This is a genomic window from Bacteroides sp. MSB163, assembly GCF_036416795.1.
Lineage (GTDB): Bacteria > Bacteroidota > Bacteroidia > Bacteroidales > Bacteroidaceae > Bacteroides > Bacteroides maternus.
Map to the genome: position 1 here is coordinate 1,818,661 of NZ_CP143867.1, position 20,473 is coordinate 1,839,133.

Genomic DNA, 20,473 nt, shown 5'->3' on the forward strand with positions numbered 1-20,473 from the left:
ATTATATACACACGCTATAAAACAAGATAAATATCGAAAAAGATAATAAAAGAAGCTAACTTAATTTTTTAACTTTAATCTAGTAAGATGATGAAATCAGTATTAGTAAGAAACAATCGGAGAGTCCTTGCCGGCCTGCTCGTTTGCACTGGTTTTATTTGCAATTATCCCTCTTCTGCCTTTGCGGAATCGGATAATTCTTCAGTGCAAATAACGACTCAAAGTACAACGCCACAGAAACGTACTTTGGTAGGAACCGTGGTTGACGCCTCTACCGGAGAGACTTTGATTGGTGTAAATGTAAAAGTGCAAAGTGAAGATGGAGGTACCATTACCGACATTGATGGTAAGTTCCAGATTTCCGTAACCAGCAAAACAGAGCTGATATTCTCTTATATCGGCTACAAAACACAGACACTGATGGTAGGTGACCTGGGTGTAATGACCGTGAAGCTTGCATCGGATAATGAAATGTTGGACGAAGTAGTGATTGTAGGTCAGGGCACACAGAAGAAAGTATCTGTGACAGGTGCCATTGCTACAGTGAAGGGAGCTACGTTAAAAGCACCTTCCTCTTCATTGACCAGTTCACTTGCCGGTAAACTTGCCGGTGTGGTATCCATGGTGAACAGTGGTGAGCCGGGTTCTACTTCGGAATTTTATATCCGTGGTATCAATACGTTCGGTGGTGTGGCTACTCCGTTGATTTTGTTGGATGGTATCGAAATTTCATCTGCCGACCTGAACCGTATTCCGGCGGAGTCCATTGAAAGCTTTTCTCTGTTAAAGGATGCTTCGGCAACCGCTATCTATGGTAACCGCGGTGCAAATGGTGTAATGCTGGTAACTACCAAGAAGGGACAGGAGAATACGAAAGCTACCATCAACGTTTCATTGGAAGCCTCTTATTTCCGTCCGATAAATGTGCCGAAATTTGCTGACGGTGCCACGTATATGAGGACTTACAATGAGGCGGAACAAGCCAGAAGTCTGACTCCGATCACTTCTCCCAAATATAGTGAAGACCAGATCCTGAATACGGAATTGGGTACTAATCCTTATGTATATCCTGATGTGGACTGGTTTGACCAGATATTCCGTTCGGGTAATTATAACCAACGTGCCAATGTGAATGTATCGGGTGGTGGTTCGCGTGTAACTTACTATATGAGCCTCCAGGCTAACCATGATACGGGTCTCCTCGATGCACCGGATTACTTCTATAATCCCAATATCAACCAGTGGCAATATAATTTTCAGAACAACATCTCCTATAAACTGACCAATACCACTACCATTGATTTGCGCATGATGGCACAGATCGGTAATCTGCAAGGTCCTAACTATAATATAGGCAATGACTTGTACAAGAGGGTTATGCGTGCAAATCCGGTGGAATTTCCCGCTTACTTCCCACAGCAGGAGGGTGATGACGGTTTCATCCGTTTTGGCGGTGGAGAGATTAAACCTGGCGTTTTGGGAATCAATCCGTATGAATATATGATGAGTTCTTTCAAGGAAGTCAACTTCAATACTTTGAATACTTCATTGGCTTTGAATCAGGATTTGAGTGTTATAACCAAAGGATTGAGCCTGAAAGCACTGGTGAATTTTAAGAACTGGTCGGAAACTTCATATACCCGTAGCATCAAGTCTAATATATATAGAGTGAAAGATGGTTCCTATAATCCTGAAACCGGCGAATTTGATTATCAACTGTTGCAAACCGGTGACCAGTTCCTGAGTCAATCCGGTATTGGTCGTAATTCAGACCAGACCTTCTACTTCGATGCCCGTCTGGACTGGAAACGTAGTTTCGGTGACCACAACTTGACAGCAATGGCAATGTATATGATGCGTGAATATCGTAGCGATGTATTACCGAACCGTAATCAAGGTTATTCCGGTCGTGTGACTTACGATTACGCCAGTAAATATCTGGTTGAATTCAACTTCGGTTATAATGGTTCCGAACGTTTGGCTGCCGGTCATCGTTTTGAGTTCTTCCCGGCTGTATCGGCAGGTTGGGTAGCAAGTTCTGAAAAGTTCTGGGAACCGATAAGTAAGTATATCAATCACTTTAAGATCAGAGGGTCTTACGGTTTGGTAGGTAGTGACGCGTTTGCCAGTGGAGCTCCACACTTCCTCTATCAGAATAATATCGGCATTGGTTCGGCACACAACTTCTGGACCGGACTTCCTACGAGTGAAATCAGTAAGAAAGGTCCCGGATTCTATGTATTAGCGGTGCAGGATGCAGGTTGGGAACATGTGAAGAAGTTCGATATCGGTTTCGACATGATGTTGTTTAACCAGCTGAATATTACATTCGACTATTTCCATGACAAACGTGAGCGTATCCTGATGTCACGTGCTTCCTGGCCTTCTATGTTGGGATATTGGGGATCAAAACCTTGGAGTAATATTGGTGAAGTAGAAAACCAAGGTTTCGAATTAAGCCTGAACTGGACGAAACAGTTTGGAAAAGACCTGACGTTAGACCTTCGCGGTAACTTTACCTACAACCAGAATGAATATAAATATGTGGATGAACCCAGTTATCCGTATGTTTGGCAAACCAATACCGGCAAACCGTTGAACACTGTTAAAGGTTATATTGCCGAGGGATTGTTCGCAAGCGAAGAAGAAATTGCCAACTCACCGGACCAATCACAACTGGGTGCCAACATCATGCCGGGTGATATCAAATATCGTGATATAAACGGTGACGGACAAATTACTACTGAAGATCAGGTGATGATTTCGTCTTATGACTGGCATCCCCGTATCCAGTATGGTTTCGGTTTGAATATTGTCTATAAGAACTTTGACTTAGGCGTGTTCTTCAACGGTTCGGCTAAACGTAAGATAATGATCAATAGTGGAATCGCTCCCTTCCTTTCGGGCGGTGGAGATGGTGAAGAAGGTGAAACGCTGGCCCGAAATCTGATGCAGTGGATTGCAGATGACCATTGGTCAGTAGATAATCCGAATCCGAATGCGGCATATCCCCGTTTGGGCTTGACCAAAGCTGATGTAACCAATAACATTCAGTCCAGTACATTCTGGCTGCGCAATGGAAACTTCCTTCGCTTCAAGACGTTGGAAATTGGCTATCGCTTGCCTTATTGCCGTATCTATCTCAGTGGCGATAACCTGGCGGTATTCAGCCCCTTCAAATTGTGGGATCCTGAACTGGCATGGAATGCTTATCCGTTGTCACGCACGTTCAATCTGGGCGTTCAATTTACATTCTAAGAAACAATCTAATACATTATTGAAGTATGAAACTAACATATAAAATATCCCGAATGGCGCAGGTATTGATAGCTTCCTGCTGTCTGGTATCATGCAATTATCTGGATGTCATTCCGCCTGCACAGGCTGATTTTAAAGACACCATGAAAGATGAAGAAGCTACATTGTCTTTCTTGTATACTTGCTATGGCGGTACTCCGCGTTCTACTCCTTATCATTATCATGCTTTTGAGCAGTCGGCCGATGAGATTATTCAGCCTTATGCTTACTCCAACTGGCAGCAACAAGTGGCGTGGGGAACTATTTCTCCGGCATATTCCAACAGTTGGGGAGGTGATGATATGAATATTTGGATTCCCAGTTATAACTGGTTGGGGTATGTACACCATTTCCTGAGCCTGATTGATGACTTGCAACCGGTGGGAGTTACGGCAGAAGATAAAGAAGAGTACAAAGGTGAATGTTATTTCCTGGAGGCTTATTATCATTTCCGTGTGCTTCAAGCTTTCGGTCCCTGCCCTATTATTCCTGAGAAAGTAGACCCGAATGTTACCAGTTCAGACCTTCCCGGACGTTCACACTTCGATTACTGTGTGAATTTTATCGTGGGTAAACTGGATGATGCAGCCCGTGCACTTCCTGCAACACGTCCTAACAACGAATTGGGCCGTGCCACTTCTACTATGGCTAAGGCCTTGAAAGCCCGTATATTATTGTATGCCGCTTCTCCGTTGTGGAACGGTTCGTTCCCCAATCCGGAATGGAAGAATAAGAATTATGAGACAGACGGTTATGGTAACGAACTGGTAAGTTCCAGTTACGACCGTGAGAAATGGACACGTGCTCTTACTGCTTGTCAGGAAGCCTTGACCGCTGCTAAGGAAGCCGGTTATCAACTCTTTGACATTGAAACGGCAAACAAGAAGGCTGACCGTGACGGAATAGCTCTTCCTTTCATCCCGGGACGTGAAGAAGACACTGAGGAAAACCGTGAGTTCAAAGAACGTGTACGCATGTTCCAATATATGGTTACTGCCAACGAAGGCGATAATAACAAGGAACTGATTTGGGCGCAACGTATTGAACTGGATGCCCAGAATGGTGGAGAAGGTACGGATTGTCGTTTACCGAACAAAGTGGTGAAGAGAAGTAACGGCGTTTATGTAGGAGGTTGGGCAGCTATGGCACCGACGTTGTATTCTGTACAGCACTTCTATACTGAGAACGGTAAGTTGCCGGCACAAGACCCCAATTTCTATCCTGAGGAAGAATGGTATACCCGTTTCTATGAAGGCACTCAAAGCCCTGCTCTGGCAACCAATAATCTGGACGGCGAAGATGTGAAGAATGACATCATCAAGATGCACGCTAAGCGTGAAGCCCGTTTCTATGCGTGGATCGTCTTTGACGGCACTCAATATAGCTCGAAGATTAATAATGGCAATCCGTTGTGGATTAACCTGAAGAATACCAATACAAACGGATATAATACAAGTAATACCCGTAACTGCGCAGGGACCGGTTATCTGTCGAAGAAGTTCATTGATCCCAATATCTACTTTGGTGCCGATGGTACCCGCCAGCACACAGCTCCCCGTCGCCCGTTGATTCGTATGGCCGAACTTTACCTGAATCTGGCAGAATGCTATGCAGCGTTGGATAATGAAGGTGAAGCCCTTGCTAATCTGAATGAGATTCGTCGCCGTGCCGGTATTTCCGAACTGACCGGAAGTGATGTAACAGGTAGCATGACTCTGACTGACTGGGTGCGCAATGAACGGTTCGTTGAACTCTTCGAGGAGGGACATCGCTACTATGATCTGCGTCGTTGGGCAATTGCTCCTCAGATGTTGAAAGCCGGTATGCGCTACGGTCTGGATGGTCTTCGTGTGAATCCGAGTTTTGAGGAATTCAACAAACCTACCTTGGTTAACCAACCGTTCAAGTGGGATGACAAACTGTATTTGATGCCCGTTTGGTCAAGAAGTGACATGGATGAGCTTTACAGTAACCCTCAGTTAGTACAGGCCCCCGGATATTAATCAATCTCTAATAACAAAGCTTTATGAAAATAAGAACAATATTGTTGATGGGTGGCCTGGTACTACTGGGTGCCTGCAGCGAATCAAAATATGATTTGGACCAACTGGTACCGGAAGAGTACCATAAAATACTGTATGTGAATAATGGCGGTAAGCAGGATCTTACGTTGTATGATACGGATGAAGATAATAAGTATACTCTTTCCGTAGTTAAGTCCGGGAGTGATCCCAGTCTGACTGCCAGTGTCAAAGTTAGTGTGCTGACACAAGCGGAACTTGACAAAGAATATAGCGAACCGGAAGGAACGAACTATAAGCTGATAGGTGAGAACTGCTATTCGCTGGATGCAACCACGTTGGACTTTTCATCTGCCGACCGGTATAAACTGGTAAATATCTTCCTGAAACCTCAGAGTGTAAAAGCATTCATGGAAACTGATCCTGAAGCCGTATGGGTATTACCTTTACAGGTTACCAGTGAAACTGACTCTATCAATGCCGAAAAGAATGAATTGTTCCTGAAACTGACAGGAGTGATTACGCCTGCCATTGGCTTTGCCAATTCGGATGTAGAAGTGAAACAATTGGAGTATGGTTCTGTCTCTACATTTAAGGAGAAAGTAAAATTCGGTCTTGATACAGATAATAAATGGGATTTGGAGTGTAAATTTGTAGTTGATAAGGAATATATTGCAGAATACAATGCAGATAATGGAACAAGCTTCAAGGCTCTGCCTGAAGGAACTTATACTGTTCCGGAGATGGTAACCCTTCTCAATGGCACTACGAATATGGAACTGGAAGTTACCATTAAAGGCGACCAGTTGGCAACGGGAGACTATATGCTACCCATTAAGATTGTAAAAGTTTCTCAGTTTGAGATATCCGAAGCAAAGGCTGTGACTCCGTTGGCATTCCGTATCATGGGTCATAAGCTGAGTCGCGCCGGATGGACGGCAGAAGCCGACACGGAAGAGTTGACGGGTGAAGGTGCCGGAAACGGTGTGGCCGGATGTGTGCTGGATGATAATCTTTCCACTTTCTGGCATTCTACCTGGCAGACCGGTAACAGAATTCCTCTCCCGTATGAGTTGATTATCGATACTAAGAAGGAATATACTTTCACTCAGCTTGCCTTGATGCAAAGACAGCATGATAGCAACAGAGATACGAAAGCCGGTGAGTTCTACATTAGCTCTGATAAGGAGAACTGGACAAAGGTAGGAGCATTCAATATGCAACAGATACTCGAAGCTCAGACTTTTGCTGTGACTCCGACAAAGGGACGCTACATTAAGATAAAGATGACGGATAGCTTTAGAGACGGATATTGCTCTTTGTCAGAAGTCTATGCCTATGGCTTGGAATAATCAGATTGCAATAACTGATTTATAATAATAGTGAAAGAGAGATAGGGACTCTTTTCCCTCGAAAGAGAGAAAGACGAACTATCTCTTTTTTTATTCAGTAAAATAGAAAAGGATGAGATACAAATTGCGATTGTGAACTGAAATGTCCACCTATTTGATGTTTTTATATACCCTGTTCTTGGAAGATATCGTTTATTTTTGCATGTGGAACATTATATATATCTAATACCGATAAATAAACAGGCTTATGAAAAAGATTTTTTTACCCTTCGCCACGGTTGTCTTTTTGTTGAGTTCCTGCAAGGACGTTGCGCCGAAGGAAGAACTTGTGATCAACCTACAAGAGAAAGGTGCTGAAGTAGCGCCATCCATGTATGGCATCTTCTTCGAAGAGATTAACCATGCGGGCGACGGCGGCTTGTATGCCGAACTGGTAAAGAACCGCAGTTTTGAGGAGTTGGAAATGCCCGAAGGATATTATGCCGAGGGAGATGTACTGCATCCGAAGAAAGTTTGTAACCACATGTCGGGTGAGGTGCGGGAAGGAAGTTTTCGCTGGACTACCGAACCGGTGCCGGGCTGGACTCTGAGCACAAAGGATGCTGCGGAAATGAAACTGACCAAGGAACAACTCAAGTTCTCCACGGCTCCGAACAATCTGAAGGTAACCATTAAAAATGCTTCAACTCCTATCCGCCTGATAAATGAAGGATACTGGGGAATGAATCTGGTGAAAGACAACTCTTATCAGTTGCGTACCATTATCCGCCCTGCTTCCGATTACAAGGGAAAAGTGACTGCCCTGTTACTGTCTGAGCAAGGTGAAGTGCTGGCTTCCGCTCCTGTTGATATAACTGCTGCCGGACAATGGAACGACTTGAGCCTGGCAATGCAACCTACGGCAACTTCTGCCAAAGGAAAGCTTGCTTTGGAATTTGACGCTCCGGGTACAGTCTATGTAGATTATGTTTCCCTCTTCCCCGAAAAAACTTTTCACGACCGTCCGAATGGACTGCGGAAAGATGTAGCTGAAATCTTGGAAGGATTGCACCCTGCCTTTGTACGCTGGCCCGGTGGCTGTGTGGTAGAAGGTATCTCGTTGGAGAACCGTTTCGAATGGAAGAAGTCTTTGGGCGATCCTGCCGCACGGTCGGGAGAATACAGTACCTGGGGCTACCGTTGTTCGTACGGTTTCGGCTATCACGAAATGTTGCAGTTCTGCGAAGATATCGACGCAAAGGCAATGTTTGTCTGCAACGTCGGTCTGGGTTGCCAGTATCGTATGGGAGACGCTTCACCGGAGAGTAAGATAGCTTACTATCTGGACGATTGCATGGATGCCATAGAGTATGCTATCGGTGACGTGACTACCGAATGGGGGGCCAAGCGTGCCGAACAGGGCCATCCCGAACCTTTCCCGTTGCAATACGTAGAGATTGGTAATGAGAACTGGGGCGATGAGTATGACAAACGTTTCGATATCTTCTATACAGCTATCAAAGCGAAATATCCCGAGTTGATCCTGATTTCCAATCACGGTTTGGGTGGAACGGGTAAGATTGCCAAAACGGATATGATCGACCCGCACTGGTACGTGAATCCGGAATTCTTCTTCCAGAACACGACTGTCTTTGATAACCATCCGCGTGGAAAATACGATGTCTATGTAGGTGAATATGCTTGTAACGCCAATGTAGGCGGTGGAAATATGCGTGCCGCCCTCTCGGAAGCCGCCTTTATCTCCGGTATGGAGCGCAACGGCGATCTGGTGAAGATGACTTCGTATGCCCCGCTTCTGGAGAACCGGAACGACCGTTCATGGGTTGTCAATCTCATTTGGCTGGATACGGATCAGGTATTGGGGCGCAGTTCTTACTATGTACAACAGATGGCGGCTGAAAACCGTCCGACGTACAATGTGAAGAGTAATATGATTATGAGTGCTCCACGGGTTCTTGAATACAATGAAGGACGTCTCGGCTTCGGTTCCTGGCATACACAAGTTGAATTCAAGGACGTGAAACTGACCGGAGCAGATGGAGCGCCCATTGGTCTTGATCTTAATAATGCGGTGAAGAAAGAAGGCGAATGGAGTTTGGATAACGGCTTGTTGAAGCAAACATCTCTGAGAGAACCGGCGAAATACATTGTCGATGGCTTTAATAGTAATCAGTTTACACTGGAGTTCAAGGTTCGCAAAGAAGGCGGTAACGAAGGTTTCTTCCTCTATTTCGGCTTGTCGGAAGACAGTAACAAAGGCTTTGTGTATAACGTTGCCGGATGGAACAATGGAACGACGGCTGTGGAAGAAGTCACGGGTGGACGCACTTCCGGTGTGGCAGGCGACCGGGTATCTCAGAGCCTCGAAACCGATAAATGGTACGATGTGAAACTGGTGGTTACTCCCCAGAAGAGCGAACTCTTTATGGATGGCAAATTGATATTGGCCCATGCCCCGGAGACGACTCCGCTTCAGTTCTTCTCTTCCGGTTATGATGAAGCAACCGGTGAGGTGATCGTGAAAGTAGTGAACTCAGAGGCTCAGTCCTATCCGTTACGGATTAAACTGGATGGAGTGGACGACGTGGAGAAGACCGGTAAAGTGATTTCTCTGACCGCAGCCAGTGACATGGACGAGAACTCGTTTGAAGAACCAATGAAAATCTCTCCGAAGGAAAGTGAATACAAAGGCTTTGGAAAGAGCTTCGATTATACCTTCCCGCCATTCTCATATACTATATTGAGAGTGAAAGCGAAATGATGTCTTGATATCCTGTAAATAAATCGGAAAGAACCGCTATTTCTCGTTTACAAGAAGTTAATAATATAGGGCTTCGTGTGTCCTTTGGACATATGAAGCCCTATATTATTAACTTCTTGCACTGTTTTGATTCTCAGTGGTATATCAAATCTATTTAGTGTCCTTTCTTGTGGATAAATATTACGGTTAGCTATCAGGCGTGCAGCATCTATATATCCAATATGTTGTATCTATACATTCAACGTCACCTTACTGATCGACGCTGAAGGAACAGGATAAGAGAAGGTGGCTTGGTACGGAGCAAGTATGTTTTGGGTATGGTTGCTCTGAATTTTGCCAATGATTTTGGTTATTCTGATTTTATTTCATTAATTTGTATTGTTATAGTGAAAAGCGTTTGAAAGCATGCTTGTAGAAACAATAGAATCAATTAGATGATGGAAAGTTATGACAGCATAACATTTGCGGCGGCATTAGCCAAATTGGGAATGTCCAAGGATGCTTCTTCAGGTTTACGCTTTGTATCCCGGAGATTTGAAGAGAATGATGTGGATATATATTGGGCACTGGAGCAAGCGAATGGATTTTGAGCGACTGCGGTTTATTTCCGTTTTTATAATGATAAACGCCCTCCTAAACCTCAAATTTATATCTATGATAATTCAGATATTACTCCTGAAAAAAAACAAGGTGCCAATATTCATCATAAACTTTGGAATGCGGGTATTGTTCCTTTCTGCTTTTTGTTTGAAGCAGATCGAATACTTGTATATAATTGTGGCAAGAAACCTCAATGGGATACAACTGGAGAAAACTTCATCATATCACCGCATGATTTAATAGAACTGTTAAATGACGTTCAGAGTAAATTGGAATTTTATAATGTTCGTCAGTTTGATTCGGGGCTATTTTGGGAATCGAGTGCAGGTCAGCATTTTAAATATGAAGAGAGTGCTTACGAACAGCTATTATCTCAGCTGAAAAATGTTAAGTCGAACATTATTTCCCGTGCCGGTACTGAAAATGCAGCTTTGGTAAAACGAATTCTTATGATGCTTATACTTCTCAAGTATCTTGAAGAACGAAAGGATGAAGAAGGAAAGGGAGCATTGGATCCGGGCGAATTCTATGGAGCATATAATCCTCAAAACCCTACACTGGAGGGTGTCTTGGAGCATGTGGAACTATTTATTGCCGTTTTGAAAGAGCTTTCGGGCAAGAAGCATTTTAATGGACAGGTTTTTTATTTGAGTGAGGAAGAATTATCAACGCTTCGAGAAAGGATAGATCTCTCCCTGTTTCGATACTTTGTAGAAGGAAATGTTTCGTTCTTTTCAAAAGAGAGTCAAGGAATCGGACAAATAAGTTTTTGGAAACTATATCAATTCAGTTATCTTCCAATAGAATTGATCAGCCATATATATGAAGATTTTCTGGCGGATGAAAATGGACAAAGAAAGAAAGGTGTGGTTTATACGCCACCTTCTTTGGTTCAATTTCTCATTGATCAATGTATGCCCTTGAGTGCGCCAAAAGAAGATTTCAAGATTCTGGACCCGGCTTGTGGTTCAGGGATTTTCCTTGTGGGTGCATTTAAAAGAATGATTCAATGGTGGAGAATCCGAAACAACTGGGAGAAGCCTAAAAAAGAAAATATTGAAGAGCTGAAGAGATTGTTGCAAAAGAATATATTCGGTTGTGATTTGGAGGATGAAGCTGTGACCTTGTCCTATTTCAGCCTTGGGCTTGCTCTGTTGGACTCTTTATCTCCGAAAGAAATTTGGCGGAATGTGCATTTCAACAATTTGATTGGAAACAATCTTTTTCAAGGAGATTTCTTTAAGACCTTGCATGAAGAAAAACTGGATATTGATTTTGACCTTATTATCGGCAATCCTCCTTTCAATTCAGAATTTACAGAATGGGCTGATATCATAAATAAGGAAGAAAAGAGAGTTTGTCCGGAACGCCCTGATATACCTGATAATCAGATTGCGCTATTATTTCTGGAACAGTCTTTTAAACTTCTGAAAAGTGGAGGTCGCTGTTGTTTAATATTGCCGTCCGGTCCTGTCTTGTATAATATTAAAACTCATGACTTCAGAAAATATCTGTTTGAACGGAATTATTTTAGAGAAATTTGTGATTTTACTCCATTGAGGACCAAATTGTTTATTGGAAGTAGTTCTAATGCCAAACCTGCGGTTGTATCTGTTCTTGTAGAGAAGAACTTTCCGGAGAAAAGACCTTGTTACCATTATATTTTCAGGAGAACGAAAGCTTCAGGAGAGAAAATTGATTTTGAAATAGATCATTATGACATTCACAAGGTTTCCTATAAGTCAGCTATAATGAATGCAAGAGTATGGCAAGCTAATTTTATGGGTGGAGGAAGACTTCACCAATTAGTAAGTAAAATATCAGATTGCCAGACTTTAGGAGAATATTTGGATGAGAAAGTGAAGAATTGTGGCTGGAAGATTGCTGAAGGTTGGATTGAATCGGCAGATTCAAAGGATGTCAGAAGAGTTAAACTTCTCTCTTTGAAGGAAAACAAGGATGAATATGAGGTTCAGGAATTTATAAAGTTAGAGGAAAAGTATAAGGCGGATTGGATTACTGGTTTTGAGTATGTTGAGACATCTGACTTTACAGACGAAGGCATATCGAAAGTGAGAATTTGTACTGATAAATATTTTCTTAGACCTAGGGCGAAGAACAAAGAAATTTTTGTTCCTCCCCATCTTCTGATAAAGGAGAATGTGACAGGCAAGTCAATACCTGTAGTCTATAGTGAGAGATACCTGACCTTCAAGGATCAGGTTTTTGGCGTACATTCTCCTATGGAGCAGCGTGCCGACTTGCAGGAGTTGGGTGATTATATAGGTAGTAAACATTGTGTCCCCCTCATGTGGTTGTTAAGTGGTAAAGTTTTGACGTCAAGGGAAGGAGTGCCTTTGAAAGGCGATATCATGAATCTACCATATCCGGGAGTTCACTTTGATGAAATAGAAGAGATACTTCTGGATGATATAGTCAACTATTATTCAGATTTCAGAAAATCGGGTGAGAAAAGTATTGTTCTGGAATCTTTGAATGATACTGACCTGGAGATTTTCGGGAAGTATTATTGTCGTATCCTCAATTCAATATATAAGAATTTCAAACCTTTGTCTCCGATTGTAGGAAAAGAGTTTGTCGCATACCCATTCATGCTGGGAGATGTTCCACAAATCAATATTCCTTCTTCCATTGAAGATATTGAATCTAAATTGAAGAATCTTATAGATAATAGACAAGGATATAACTTGTGGATTAAACGAATTGTAAAAGTGTACCATAAGAATGTTATCTTCTTGTACAAGCCCAATCAAAGAAGATATTGGCTTCCTTCCATCGCTGTGCGGGATGCGGATGAAACCTTTGTCGATTTATTTAAGCAGGGAAAATAATGGAGGAAATAATGAACAACACCTATGGTGCACTCAGTAGTGCTCCTGATAATACCATTATTGATAATATTTACGATTACGTGACATTGATATTATCCGGTTTTAAAGGCAAGAGAAACGAAAATGAAAACGCGCTAACGAATAAGCTCTGTAAGACATTGAATTCCAAAAGGCCTTCAGAATATCCTTTCTTTTTTCATCATCAGAATTTAGAAGATGATAAAGAGAATACATCAACGGATTTTGCAGCCTTAGGTACTTTTGCATTTGCGCAGGATAATGATATTGAAGATGACGATTCTCCTTCATTGATAAAGTTTGAAGCAAAAAGGTTGGATTCCAGCTTGCCAAAGCATCGAGAGAAAGAGTATGTTTGTGGTGAATATATGGATGGTAAATGCTTGAAAAATTCAGGAGGTATTGAACGATTTAAGAATGGACGTCATGGTAAGGATGTAGTTAATGCGGGAATTATAGCTTATATTCAAACGGATTCGCCCACATATTGGATTCAAAAGGTGAATAGTTGGGTGGAAGAACAGATACGCAGAAGCAATAACAATAAGTTAATTTGGAGAGAAACGGATTTGCTCGCATTTATCAATCAGAAGACGCTTTTATCCATATACTCTTCTGTTTCGCATCGAATCTATGGCGATGACATTAGTCTGAGGCATTTCTGGATTGATATTTCCAAACAGGAAAATTAATTTCTTTTATAAATAGAAAAGGCTTATATTTGCATTACCGTACCTTTTTTAATTTAATACACTTGACGGTCAATGACAATAGATCTGAATTTTTTTAATAAGTTCTTTATTGACTATCAGCAGCGCTTCGTTCACTTTGCTTGTACCTATGTGCACGATGAAGCCGTTGCCGAAGACTTTGTCATTGAGTCCATGATGTATTATTGGGAAAATAAAGACCGCCTGCCTGTCGATACAAACATCCCCGCCTACGTGCTGACTGCTATCAAGCATAAATGTATAGACCACCTGCGCCATCAACAAATCCGGCAAGACGTTTCGGATGAGATAGCTCGGGTGCATGCTTGGGAGTTATCCAACAGGATCGTTACCCTAAAAGAATTCGAACCCTATGAAATTTTCACCGCGGAGATACAGGAAATTGTGGAGAAAACTCTCGAAAGCCTGCCCGAACAGACTAGGCGTATCTTTATTATGAGCCGTTATGAGAACAAGTCTCATAAAGAAATCGCTTCCTTGTTGAACATAACGCCTAAAGGAGTAGAATTCCATATTTCCAAATCAACCAAGGCATTACGCACGGCTCTACGGGATTATCTGCCTGTTGCCCTCCTCTTTTTCTATCTTAATTGAAAAAAGTTTGTTTTTTCGCTAGGGATTCTTTCCTATGGTTCGCTATTGCTATAGATACACCAATAAAGTATTTATGGACAGAGACTTATTATATCGCTTTTTCGAGGGTGACGTTTCCGTGGAGGAGATGAAATTGGTGAAAGAATGGGCTGAAGCTTCCGAAGAGAACGGCAAACTGCTTCGTCGGGAACGGAAACTCTTCAATGCCATGATTCTGGCCGGACATGTAGAACCTGCGGACAGGTCAACTATCTCGTATAAGAAAAAGAACTATTTCATCAGGGAATTCTTGAAAATAGCTTCTGCTGTCTTGATAACGGTAGGCATAACGGCTACATTGTTTTCGATAGGAAGAGATAAAGATGATGTGAATGTAGCTATGCAAACCATTACTGTTCCGGCAGGCCAACGGGTGAACCTCGATTTACCTGATGGTACAAACGTTTGGCTGAATGCCGGAACCAAAATGCAGTATCCCATATCTTTCATGAAGGATAAACGCGAAGTGATACTGGACGGAGAGGCTTACTTTGAAGTGGTACACAACGCGAAGTCCCCGTTTATAGTGCGCACTCATGCCATGGATGTGGAAGTGCTGGGAACCAAATTCAATGTAGAGGCCTACTCGAAGAGGAATATATTCGAGGCGTCACTAATGCAGGGAAGAGTGAAAGTGAAATCGCCCAATAATGAAAAGATGGCTGTAGTGCTTCTACCTCATTATAAAACAACATTGATAGATAGACGCCTGGTAGTGAGTAAGATTGACGACTACAATGTATATCGTTGGAAAGAAGGTTTGTATTGTTTCAAGAACAAGCCTTTTGCCCGGATTATGGAGGACCTGGAGAAATACTATGATTTGAAAATACAGTTAGACAAGAAGAGCATAGCGAACGTGATATTAACCGGAAAGTTCCGTATATCCGACGGATTGGACTATGCTTTACGTGTGTTGCGGAAGGATGTAGCTTTCACCTATAGAAGGGATAAAAACAATGACGTCATTTATATAAAGTAAAAAAGCGAGTATTAACCTCTTAAAACAAAATATTAGCCTATGATGGAATACTGATGAAAAACAAAGGAGCCGATAGATGTTTGCCCCATCCACCGGCTTTGATTAACACAACTTATTTTATAAATCGTATTAATAACTTATTCTGCAAAGATATGAAAAACATTCCTTTGTCGGATATTCATTGCCTTGAATATCCACAATCAAAACAATTATTTAGAATTATGCGAATATCAATATTCCTTCTATTCTTTTCTGTTTTCAGCCTGATGGCAGAAAATAGCCGCTCTCAGAATGCTATAGTATCAATTCATAAGGTCCAGGTGCCTCTCGAAGACATTCTTACTGAGATTGAAAATCAAACGGACTATCTGTTTCTATACACTAATGGCGTTGATGTAGAAAAAACAATGACTGTAAAGGTAAAAAGCCAACCTGTATATCAACTTCTGAATAGTTTGCTTGCCAACCTCGATATAACGTATCAAATGGAAGGTAATCATATTATACTTTCACGGAAGAAGGTGGAAGAAAATCAGTTGCTTCCTGATAAAATAAAAGTGACTGGAACTGTGAAAGATGTGTTCGGGGAGGGGATAATCGGAGCAAGCATTGTGGAACAAAATACGGCAAACGGTACCATAACCGATATTTCCGGTAATTTCACATTAATAGTTTCAAAAGATGCGGTGATAAAAATATCCTATATAGGATATATTCCTTTGGAGGTAAAGGCTGTTGAAGGAAAACCTTTGGATATTGTGTTACAAGAAGATACTAAAACTCTTGACGAGGTGGTCGTTATCGGCTACGGAACTCAACGCAAAGGGGATATAACAAGCTCTGTTGCAAGCGTTAAATCAGAAAATTTCAGTAAAGGGGCGGTAAAAGACGTCGGGCAGTTGATTCAAGGTAAAGTGGCGGGATTAGCAATTACAAACCCGAGTGGCGACCCGACTGCGGGCACACAGATAAAATTACGTGGAACAAATACTATTGGAGGGGCAAATACAGATCCTCTTGTATTGATTGATGGGGTACCCGGCGCTTTGAATACGGTTGCGCCCGAAGACGTTGAAAGTGTCGATGTTTTGAAAGATGGTTCTGCAGCGGCCATTTATGGTACCCGAGGTACTAATGGGGTAATTCTGATTACAACCAAACAAGCAAAAGGTACCCAGATAAACTCCGTAGAATATAATGGCTACATCAGTACTTCGAAAATAGTGAAAAAGCTGAATATGCTTAGCGCAGACGAGTTTAGAGCAATGTATCCTGACGAGGATCATGGATTTAACACGGACTGGCTCGAAGAAATAACCCGTACGCCGGTTACCCATGTCCACAACCTTTCTTTGCAAGGTGGAAATTCTACAACCAGTTATATTGCTAATCTGAATTATAAGTCCGGCCAGGGAATCATGCTAAAGTCTGGTATCGAGAGCTTCCAGGGGCGTATAGAAGTTTTGCACAGGATGTTTGATGGCAAACTTCAACTGAAGTTCGGGATGATTGGCAGAAAAAACCAATTCTCATCAACCAGTAGCTCAGGCAGTTTTAATGGTTATGCCTATCGTCAGGCTATTTTGAGAAATCCCACCGATCCTGTGAAAAATGAAGATGGATCGTGGTATGAAAATCTGAATAAGTTTGAATATGAAAATCCGGTTGCCCGTTTAGAAGAATCGGAGGGTAATGTGAAGAATACAGAGATGCGGTATCTGGGTAACATTATTTATAATCCATTTCAAGATTTGAAACTGACTGCCATGATGTCATATGTCCGTTCAAACAGAAACCATGGATATTCTGAAAGTCTTGAACATATTTCTGCATTAAGGGATGGTTATGACGGATGGTCGTCGGTTGGGGCCAACACACGCATGGAGAAGCTTCTTGAACTGACAGCACTGTATAGCAAGTCGGTTAAGAATCATAAGTTTTCTGTCTTGGGAGGATATAGTTACAATGAGACGGATTATGAAGATATGTATTTTGCGAATTATGGTTTTCAGGATAATTATTTTGGTGGCTGGCATAACATCGGTATCGGCTCTGCTTTGAAGTTGGGTAAGGCTGATGCCAGTTCTTCCAAATCAACTACTAACTTGATTGGTTTTTTTGGGCGTGCCACCTATTCCTTTTTAGACCGATATTTATTGATGGCCAGTTTGAGATATGAAGGCGCCAGTCAGTTATGGGGTACGGATAATGAATGGGGACTTTTCCCATCGGTTTCTGTGGGATGGAGAATCACTCAGGAGGCTTTTATGGAAGGACAGAATTTGTTTGATGACTTGAAATTACGCGTAGGCTATGGTGTCACCGGTTCGCAACCGGCCAACCCTTTTCTGGGCATCGCTATGTTGAAATATGACAAGTATGCTTATGTAGACGGTAATTGGGTGCAGACCATCGCCCCCGCATCTAACGCGAATCCGGACTTGAAGTGGGAAGAAAAAAGAGAAACCAATATTGGTCTTGATTTTACCATGCTTAAAGGACGCCTTTCTGGTACAATTGATTTCTATAGCCGTGATGTTGAAGGATTGATTTATAACTATACTGTGCCTACTCCTCCCAATTTTTATCCTACCACTACAGCCAATGGAGGCAAGATGCAGAATAGAGGCGTTGAAGTTCTTGTGAATGTTATTCCATTCATAACCAAGAATTTTGAGTGGAATACCACCTTTACTTTCTCCAAAAACTCTAATGAATTAAAGAGTTTGGATGGCAGTGTCTTTAAAACAGATTATGATTACTTTGATACCGGATGGTTGGCCGAACCGGTAAAGACTTCTTCACATCGCGTACAGGTAGGTGAGAAGATTGGTAATTTCTGGGGATTTAAAATTGTAGACATAGATGAGAAAGGCAAGTGGATTTATGAAGACAAAGATGGTAATTTTGTACCGTATGATGAATTTTCCCGTGCTCCTGAAGAGAAAAAAGTGATTGGTAACGGTTTGCCGCAGATATATGCTGGCTGGAATAATTATATACGATACAAGAATTTTGATTTGAGTATTTCTATGCGTGGTGCGTTCGATTTTGATATTATTAATGAAGCACGTATGTATTTTGAGAATCCAAAGAATAGCCGTCTTGAAAACCGTCTGAAGTCAGTAAATGATAAAATATTCGGGAAGACTATGCTTAGTAAGGAGGTTGATCCGGAATTCAACAGCTATTATGTAGAAAAAGGGGATTATTGGAAAATAGATAATATAACCCTTGGGTATACACTGAAAAATGTAGGAAGGTACGTGAAATCCATACGATTGTATTGCTCCGTATTAAATGCTTTGACCATAACGAGATATAAGGGTGTCGATCCGGAAGTAAGTACCTCAGGACTCAATCCGGGATATGATAGCCGAGATCAGTACCCCAGTATCAGATCGTTTACTTTTGGTGTTGGATTTAAATTCTAATTAAAAAATCGAAGATATGAAAACAATTATATATAAAGGGCTGATTATATTATTTTTATCTTGCACGGTATGCTCTTGTACAGAACTGAAAGATGACAGTTATGGTAATGTTGTTTCCTCACAATATAAACCTGAAACAGAAGCTGATATAAGCTATCTGGTAAATGCGGCGTATGTGTCGTGGCGCGAAACGATGTTACTTTGGAATGGTGTGGTGCGCGGTCAAGAATTGTGTGCGGACCAAGATGTTATTCCTGCTCGCGGCAATGGCTGGGTAGATGGCGGCGTGTATAAAAGATGGCATCAACATGCATGGACTACTGATGACGACTCAGTTTTACAACCTTGGTCTCGAACTTATACGGGCATAAATACCTGTAACCGGTTGCTTTCTCAAATAGAAGATGGAGTAATAAATGTAGTGGGTGAGACTAAAGATAAACTTGTAGCGGAACTAAAAGTATTGAGGGCTTCCTATTATTATATCTTAGTTGACTTTTTCGGTAATGTTCCTATCGTTACAGATTTTAAAGATACGTCTCTTCCAGTACAGTCATCCCGAAAAGAAGTTTTTGACTTTATTGTGAAAGAAATCTCTGATAATGTTGCACTTTTATCAGAAACACCAAGGGGATACTATTATGGTCGTTTGACCAAATGGGGGGCTTATACTTTACTTGCCAAAATGTATCTTAATGCCGGTGTATGGTCAGGTTCTGTAGAATGGCAAAAGTGTATAGATATTTGCGACAAAGTGATCGCATTTGCTGAAAGGACAGGTGAATATGCTTTGGAAACAAACCAGAAGGATATATTTGTTACAAAGAACGAAAACTCCAAAGAAATTATTTTTGCTCTGCCTATGGATGAAATTTATGTAACTGACTGGAATGCTTTTGACTTCCATATGTATACTTTGGCTTCGGAGAGCCAAGCTACCTATAATTTTACTAATACGCCTTGGGGGGGAGTTTGTGTAATACCTCAATTTATAGAAAGTTATGATCCGGACGATATTCGTTTAAAAGAGAATTTCATCTACGGACAACAGTATAAATCGTCGGGGGAAATCCTAACTAGAAGTGACAATGGCAAACCTTTTGCTTATGTAAAGGATGTACCTAGTATCGACCAGTCTGATGTGGTGGACGGTTACAGATGGGGAAAATTCGAATACGCATTGGGTATAACCAACCGTTTGAGTAATGACTGGCCTTTGTTTAGGTATGCTGATGTTTTATTGATGAAAGCAGAAGCGTTATTAAGGAGCGGACAGCCAGGTGCAGGTGCTTTGGTCACAAAGGTACGTGAAAGGGCTTTTAAAAATAATCCGGAAAAAGCAATTGTTACGGATGATGAATTAAAAATGGGTAGTGTGTATGATTATGGAAGGCGTGATACTTACCAAACAACTAATGAGGGGGGAGCTGATATCATGTATGGACGAATGTTGGATGAGTTGGGATGGGAGTTTACACAAGAAGGCCGGCGCAGACAGGATATGGTTCGTTTTGGGGTATTTACCCAAAAATCATGGTTTTCACATGATGCAAGTGTAGATTCAAAAAATCTATATCCGATTCCAAATACGGCTATGCTTACAAACTCAAATTTAAAGCAGAACCCGGGGTATTAGTATAAGTGGATCAACTGAGCGAGTAAATAGCCTCGTTTAGATAATAAATGTAAAAGCTGTCTGTGTAAGGCAGCTTTTACTATATTGTCGGTGTATGGCCATATATTCTTCAAAACGTAAGTAATAGTTGTTTAGGGTGCTTTTATTTGGCTTTTG

At 41.7% G+C, this 20,473-nt stretch carries 11 protein-coding genes; all 11 read left to right on the forward strand.

Annotated elements, in window-relative coordinates; all coding sequences use genetic code 11:
* Positions 1 to 90: 90 nt before the first annotated feature.
* The 11 genes from VYM24_RS06270 (at position 91) to VYM24_RS06320 (ending at position 20,317) form a co-directional block, all read left to right on the forward strand.
* A complete protein-coding gene (locus VYM24_RS06270) occupies positions 91 to 3,258 on the forward strand; it encodes a SusC/RagA family TonB-linked outer membrane protein (RefSeq protein ID WP_330942219.1) in 3,168 nt (1,055 codons plus the stop codon).
* Positions 3,259 to 3,284: 26 nt separating this feature from the next.
* The gene (locus VYM24_RS06275) at positions 3,285 to 5,300 is read left to right on the forward strand and encodes a RagB/SusD family nutrient uptake outer membrane protein (protein ID WP_291553353.1); all 2,016 of its coding nucleotides are present in this window, start codon (positions 3,285 to 3,287) and stop codon (positions 5,298 to 5,300) included.
* Between the two features lie 23 nt (positions 5,301 to 5,323).
* Positions 5,324 to 6,670 (forward strand): BT_3987 domain-containing protein, encoded by a 1,347-nt coding sequence (locus VYM24_RS06280; protein WP_291553350.1) that lies wholly within the window; start codon positions 5,324 to 5,326, stop codon positions 6,668 to 6,670.
* 247 nt (positions 6,671 to 6,917) lie between these two features.
* A complete protein-coding gene (locus VYM24_RS06285) occupies positions 6,918 to 9,431 on the forward strand; it encodes an alpha-L-arabinofuranosidase C-terminal domain-containing protein (RefSeq protein ID WP_330941769.1) in 2,514 nt (837 codons plus the stop codon).
* A 434-nt stretch (positions 9,432 to 9,865) separates the two neighbouring features.
* Positions 9,866 to 10,021 (forward strand): hypothetical protein, encoded by a 156-nt coding sequence (locus VYM24_RS06290; RefSeq protein ID WP_330941770.1) that lies wholly within the window; start codon positions 9,866 to 9,868, stop codon positions 10,019 to 10,021.
* Between the two features lie 459 nt (positions 10,022 to 10,480).
* Positions 10,481 to 12,883, forward strand: coding sequence for an HsdM family class I SAM-dependent methyltransferase (locus VYM24_RS06295; RefSeq protein WP_330941771.1), 2,403 nt, complete (start codon positions 10,481 to 10,483; stop codon positions 12,881 to 12,883).
* Positions 12,884 to 12,894: 11 nt separating this feature from the next.
* On the forward strand, positions 12,895 to 13,593 hold the full coding sequence (locus VYM24_RS06300) for a hypothetical protein (RefSeq protein WP_291550465.1): 699 nt from the start codon (positions 12,895 to 12,897) through the stop codon (positions 13,591 to 13,593).
* A gap of 72 nt (positions 13,594 to 13,665) precedes the next feature.
* Positions 13,666 to 14,226, forward strand: coding sequence for an RNA polymerase sigma-70 factor (locus VYM24_RS06305; protein ID WP_291550464.1), 561 nt, complete (start codon positions 13,666 to 13,668; stop codon positions 14,224 to 14,226).
* A 73-nt stretch (positions 14,227 to 14,299) separates the two neighbouring features.
* Positions 14,300 to 15,247: a FecR family protein gene (locus VYM24_RS06310; RefSeq protein WP_291550463.1), complete on the forward strand. Its 948-nt coding sequence runs from the start codon at positions 14,300 to 14,302 to the stop codon at positions 15,245 to 15,247.
* A 221-nt stretch (positions 15,248 to 15,468) separates the two neighbouring features.
* Complete coding sequence (locus tag VYM24_RS06315; RefSeq protein ID WP_299094318.1) at positions 15,469 to 18,681, forward strand: SusC/RagA family TonB-linked outer membrane protein; 3,213 nt, start codon at positions 15,469 to 15,471, stop codon at positions 18,679 to 18,681.
* 16 nt (positions 18,682 to 18,697) lie between these two features.
* The gene (locus VYM24_RS06320; protein WP_291550460.1) at positions 18,698 to 20,317 is read left to right on the forward strand and encodes a RagB/SusD family nutrient uptake outer membrane protein; all 1,620 of its coding nucleotides are present in this window, start codon (positions 18,698 to 18,700) and stop codon (positions 20,315 to 20,317) included.
* Positions 20,318 to 20,473 lie beyond the last annotated feature (156 nt).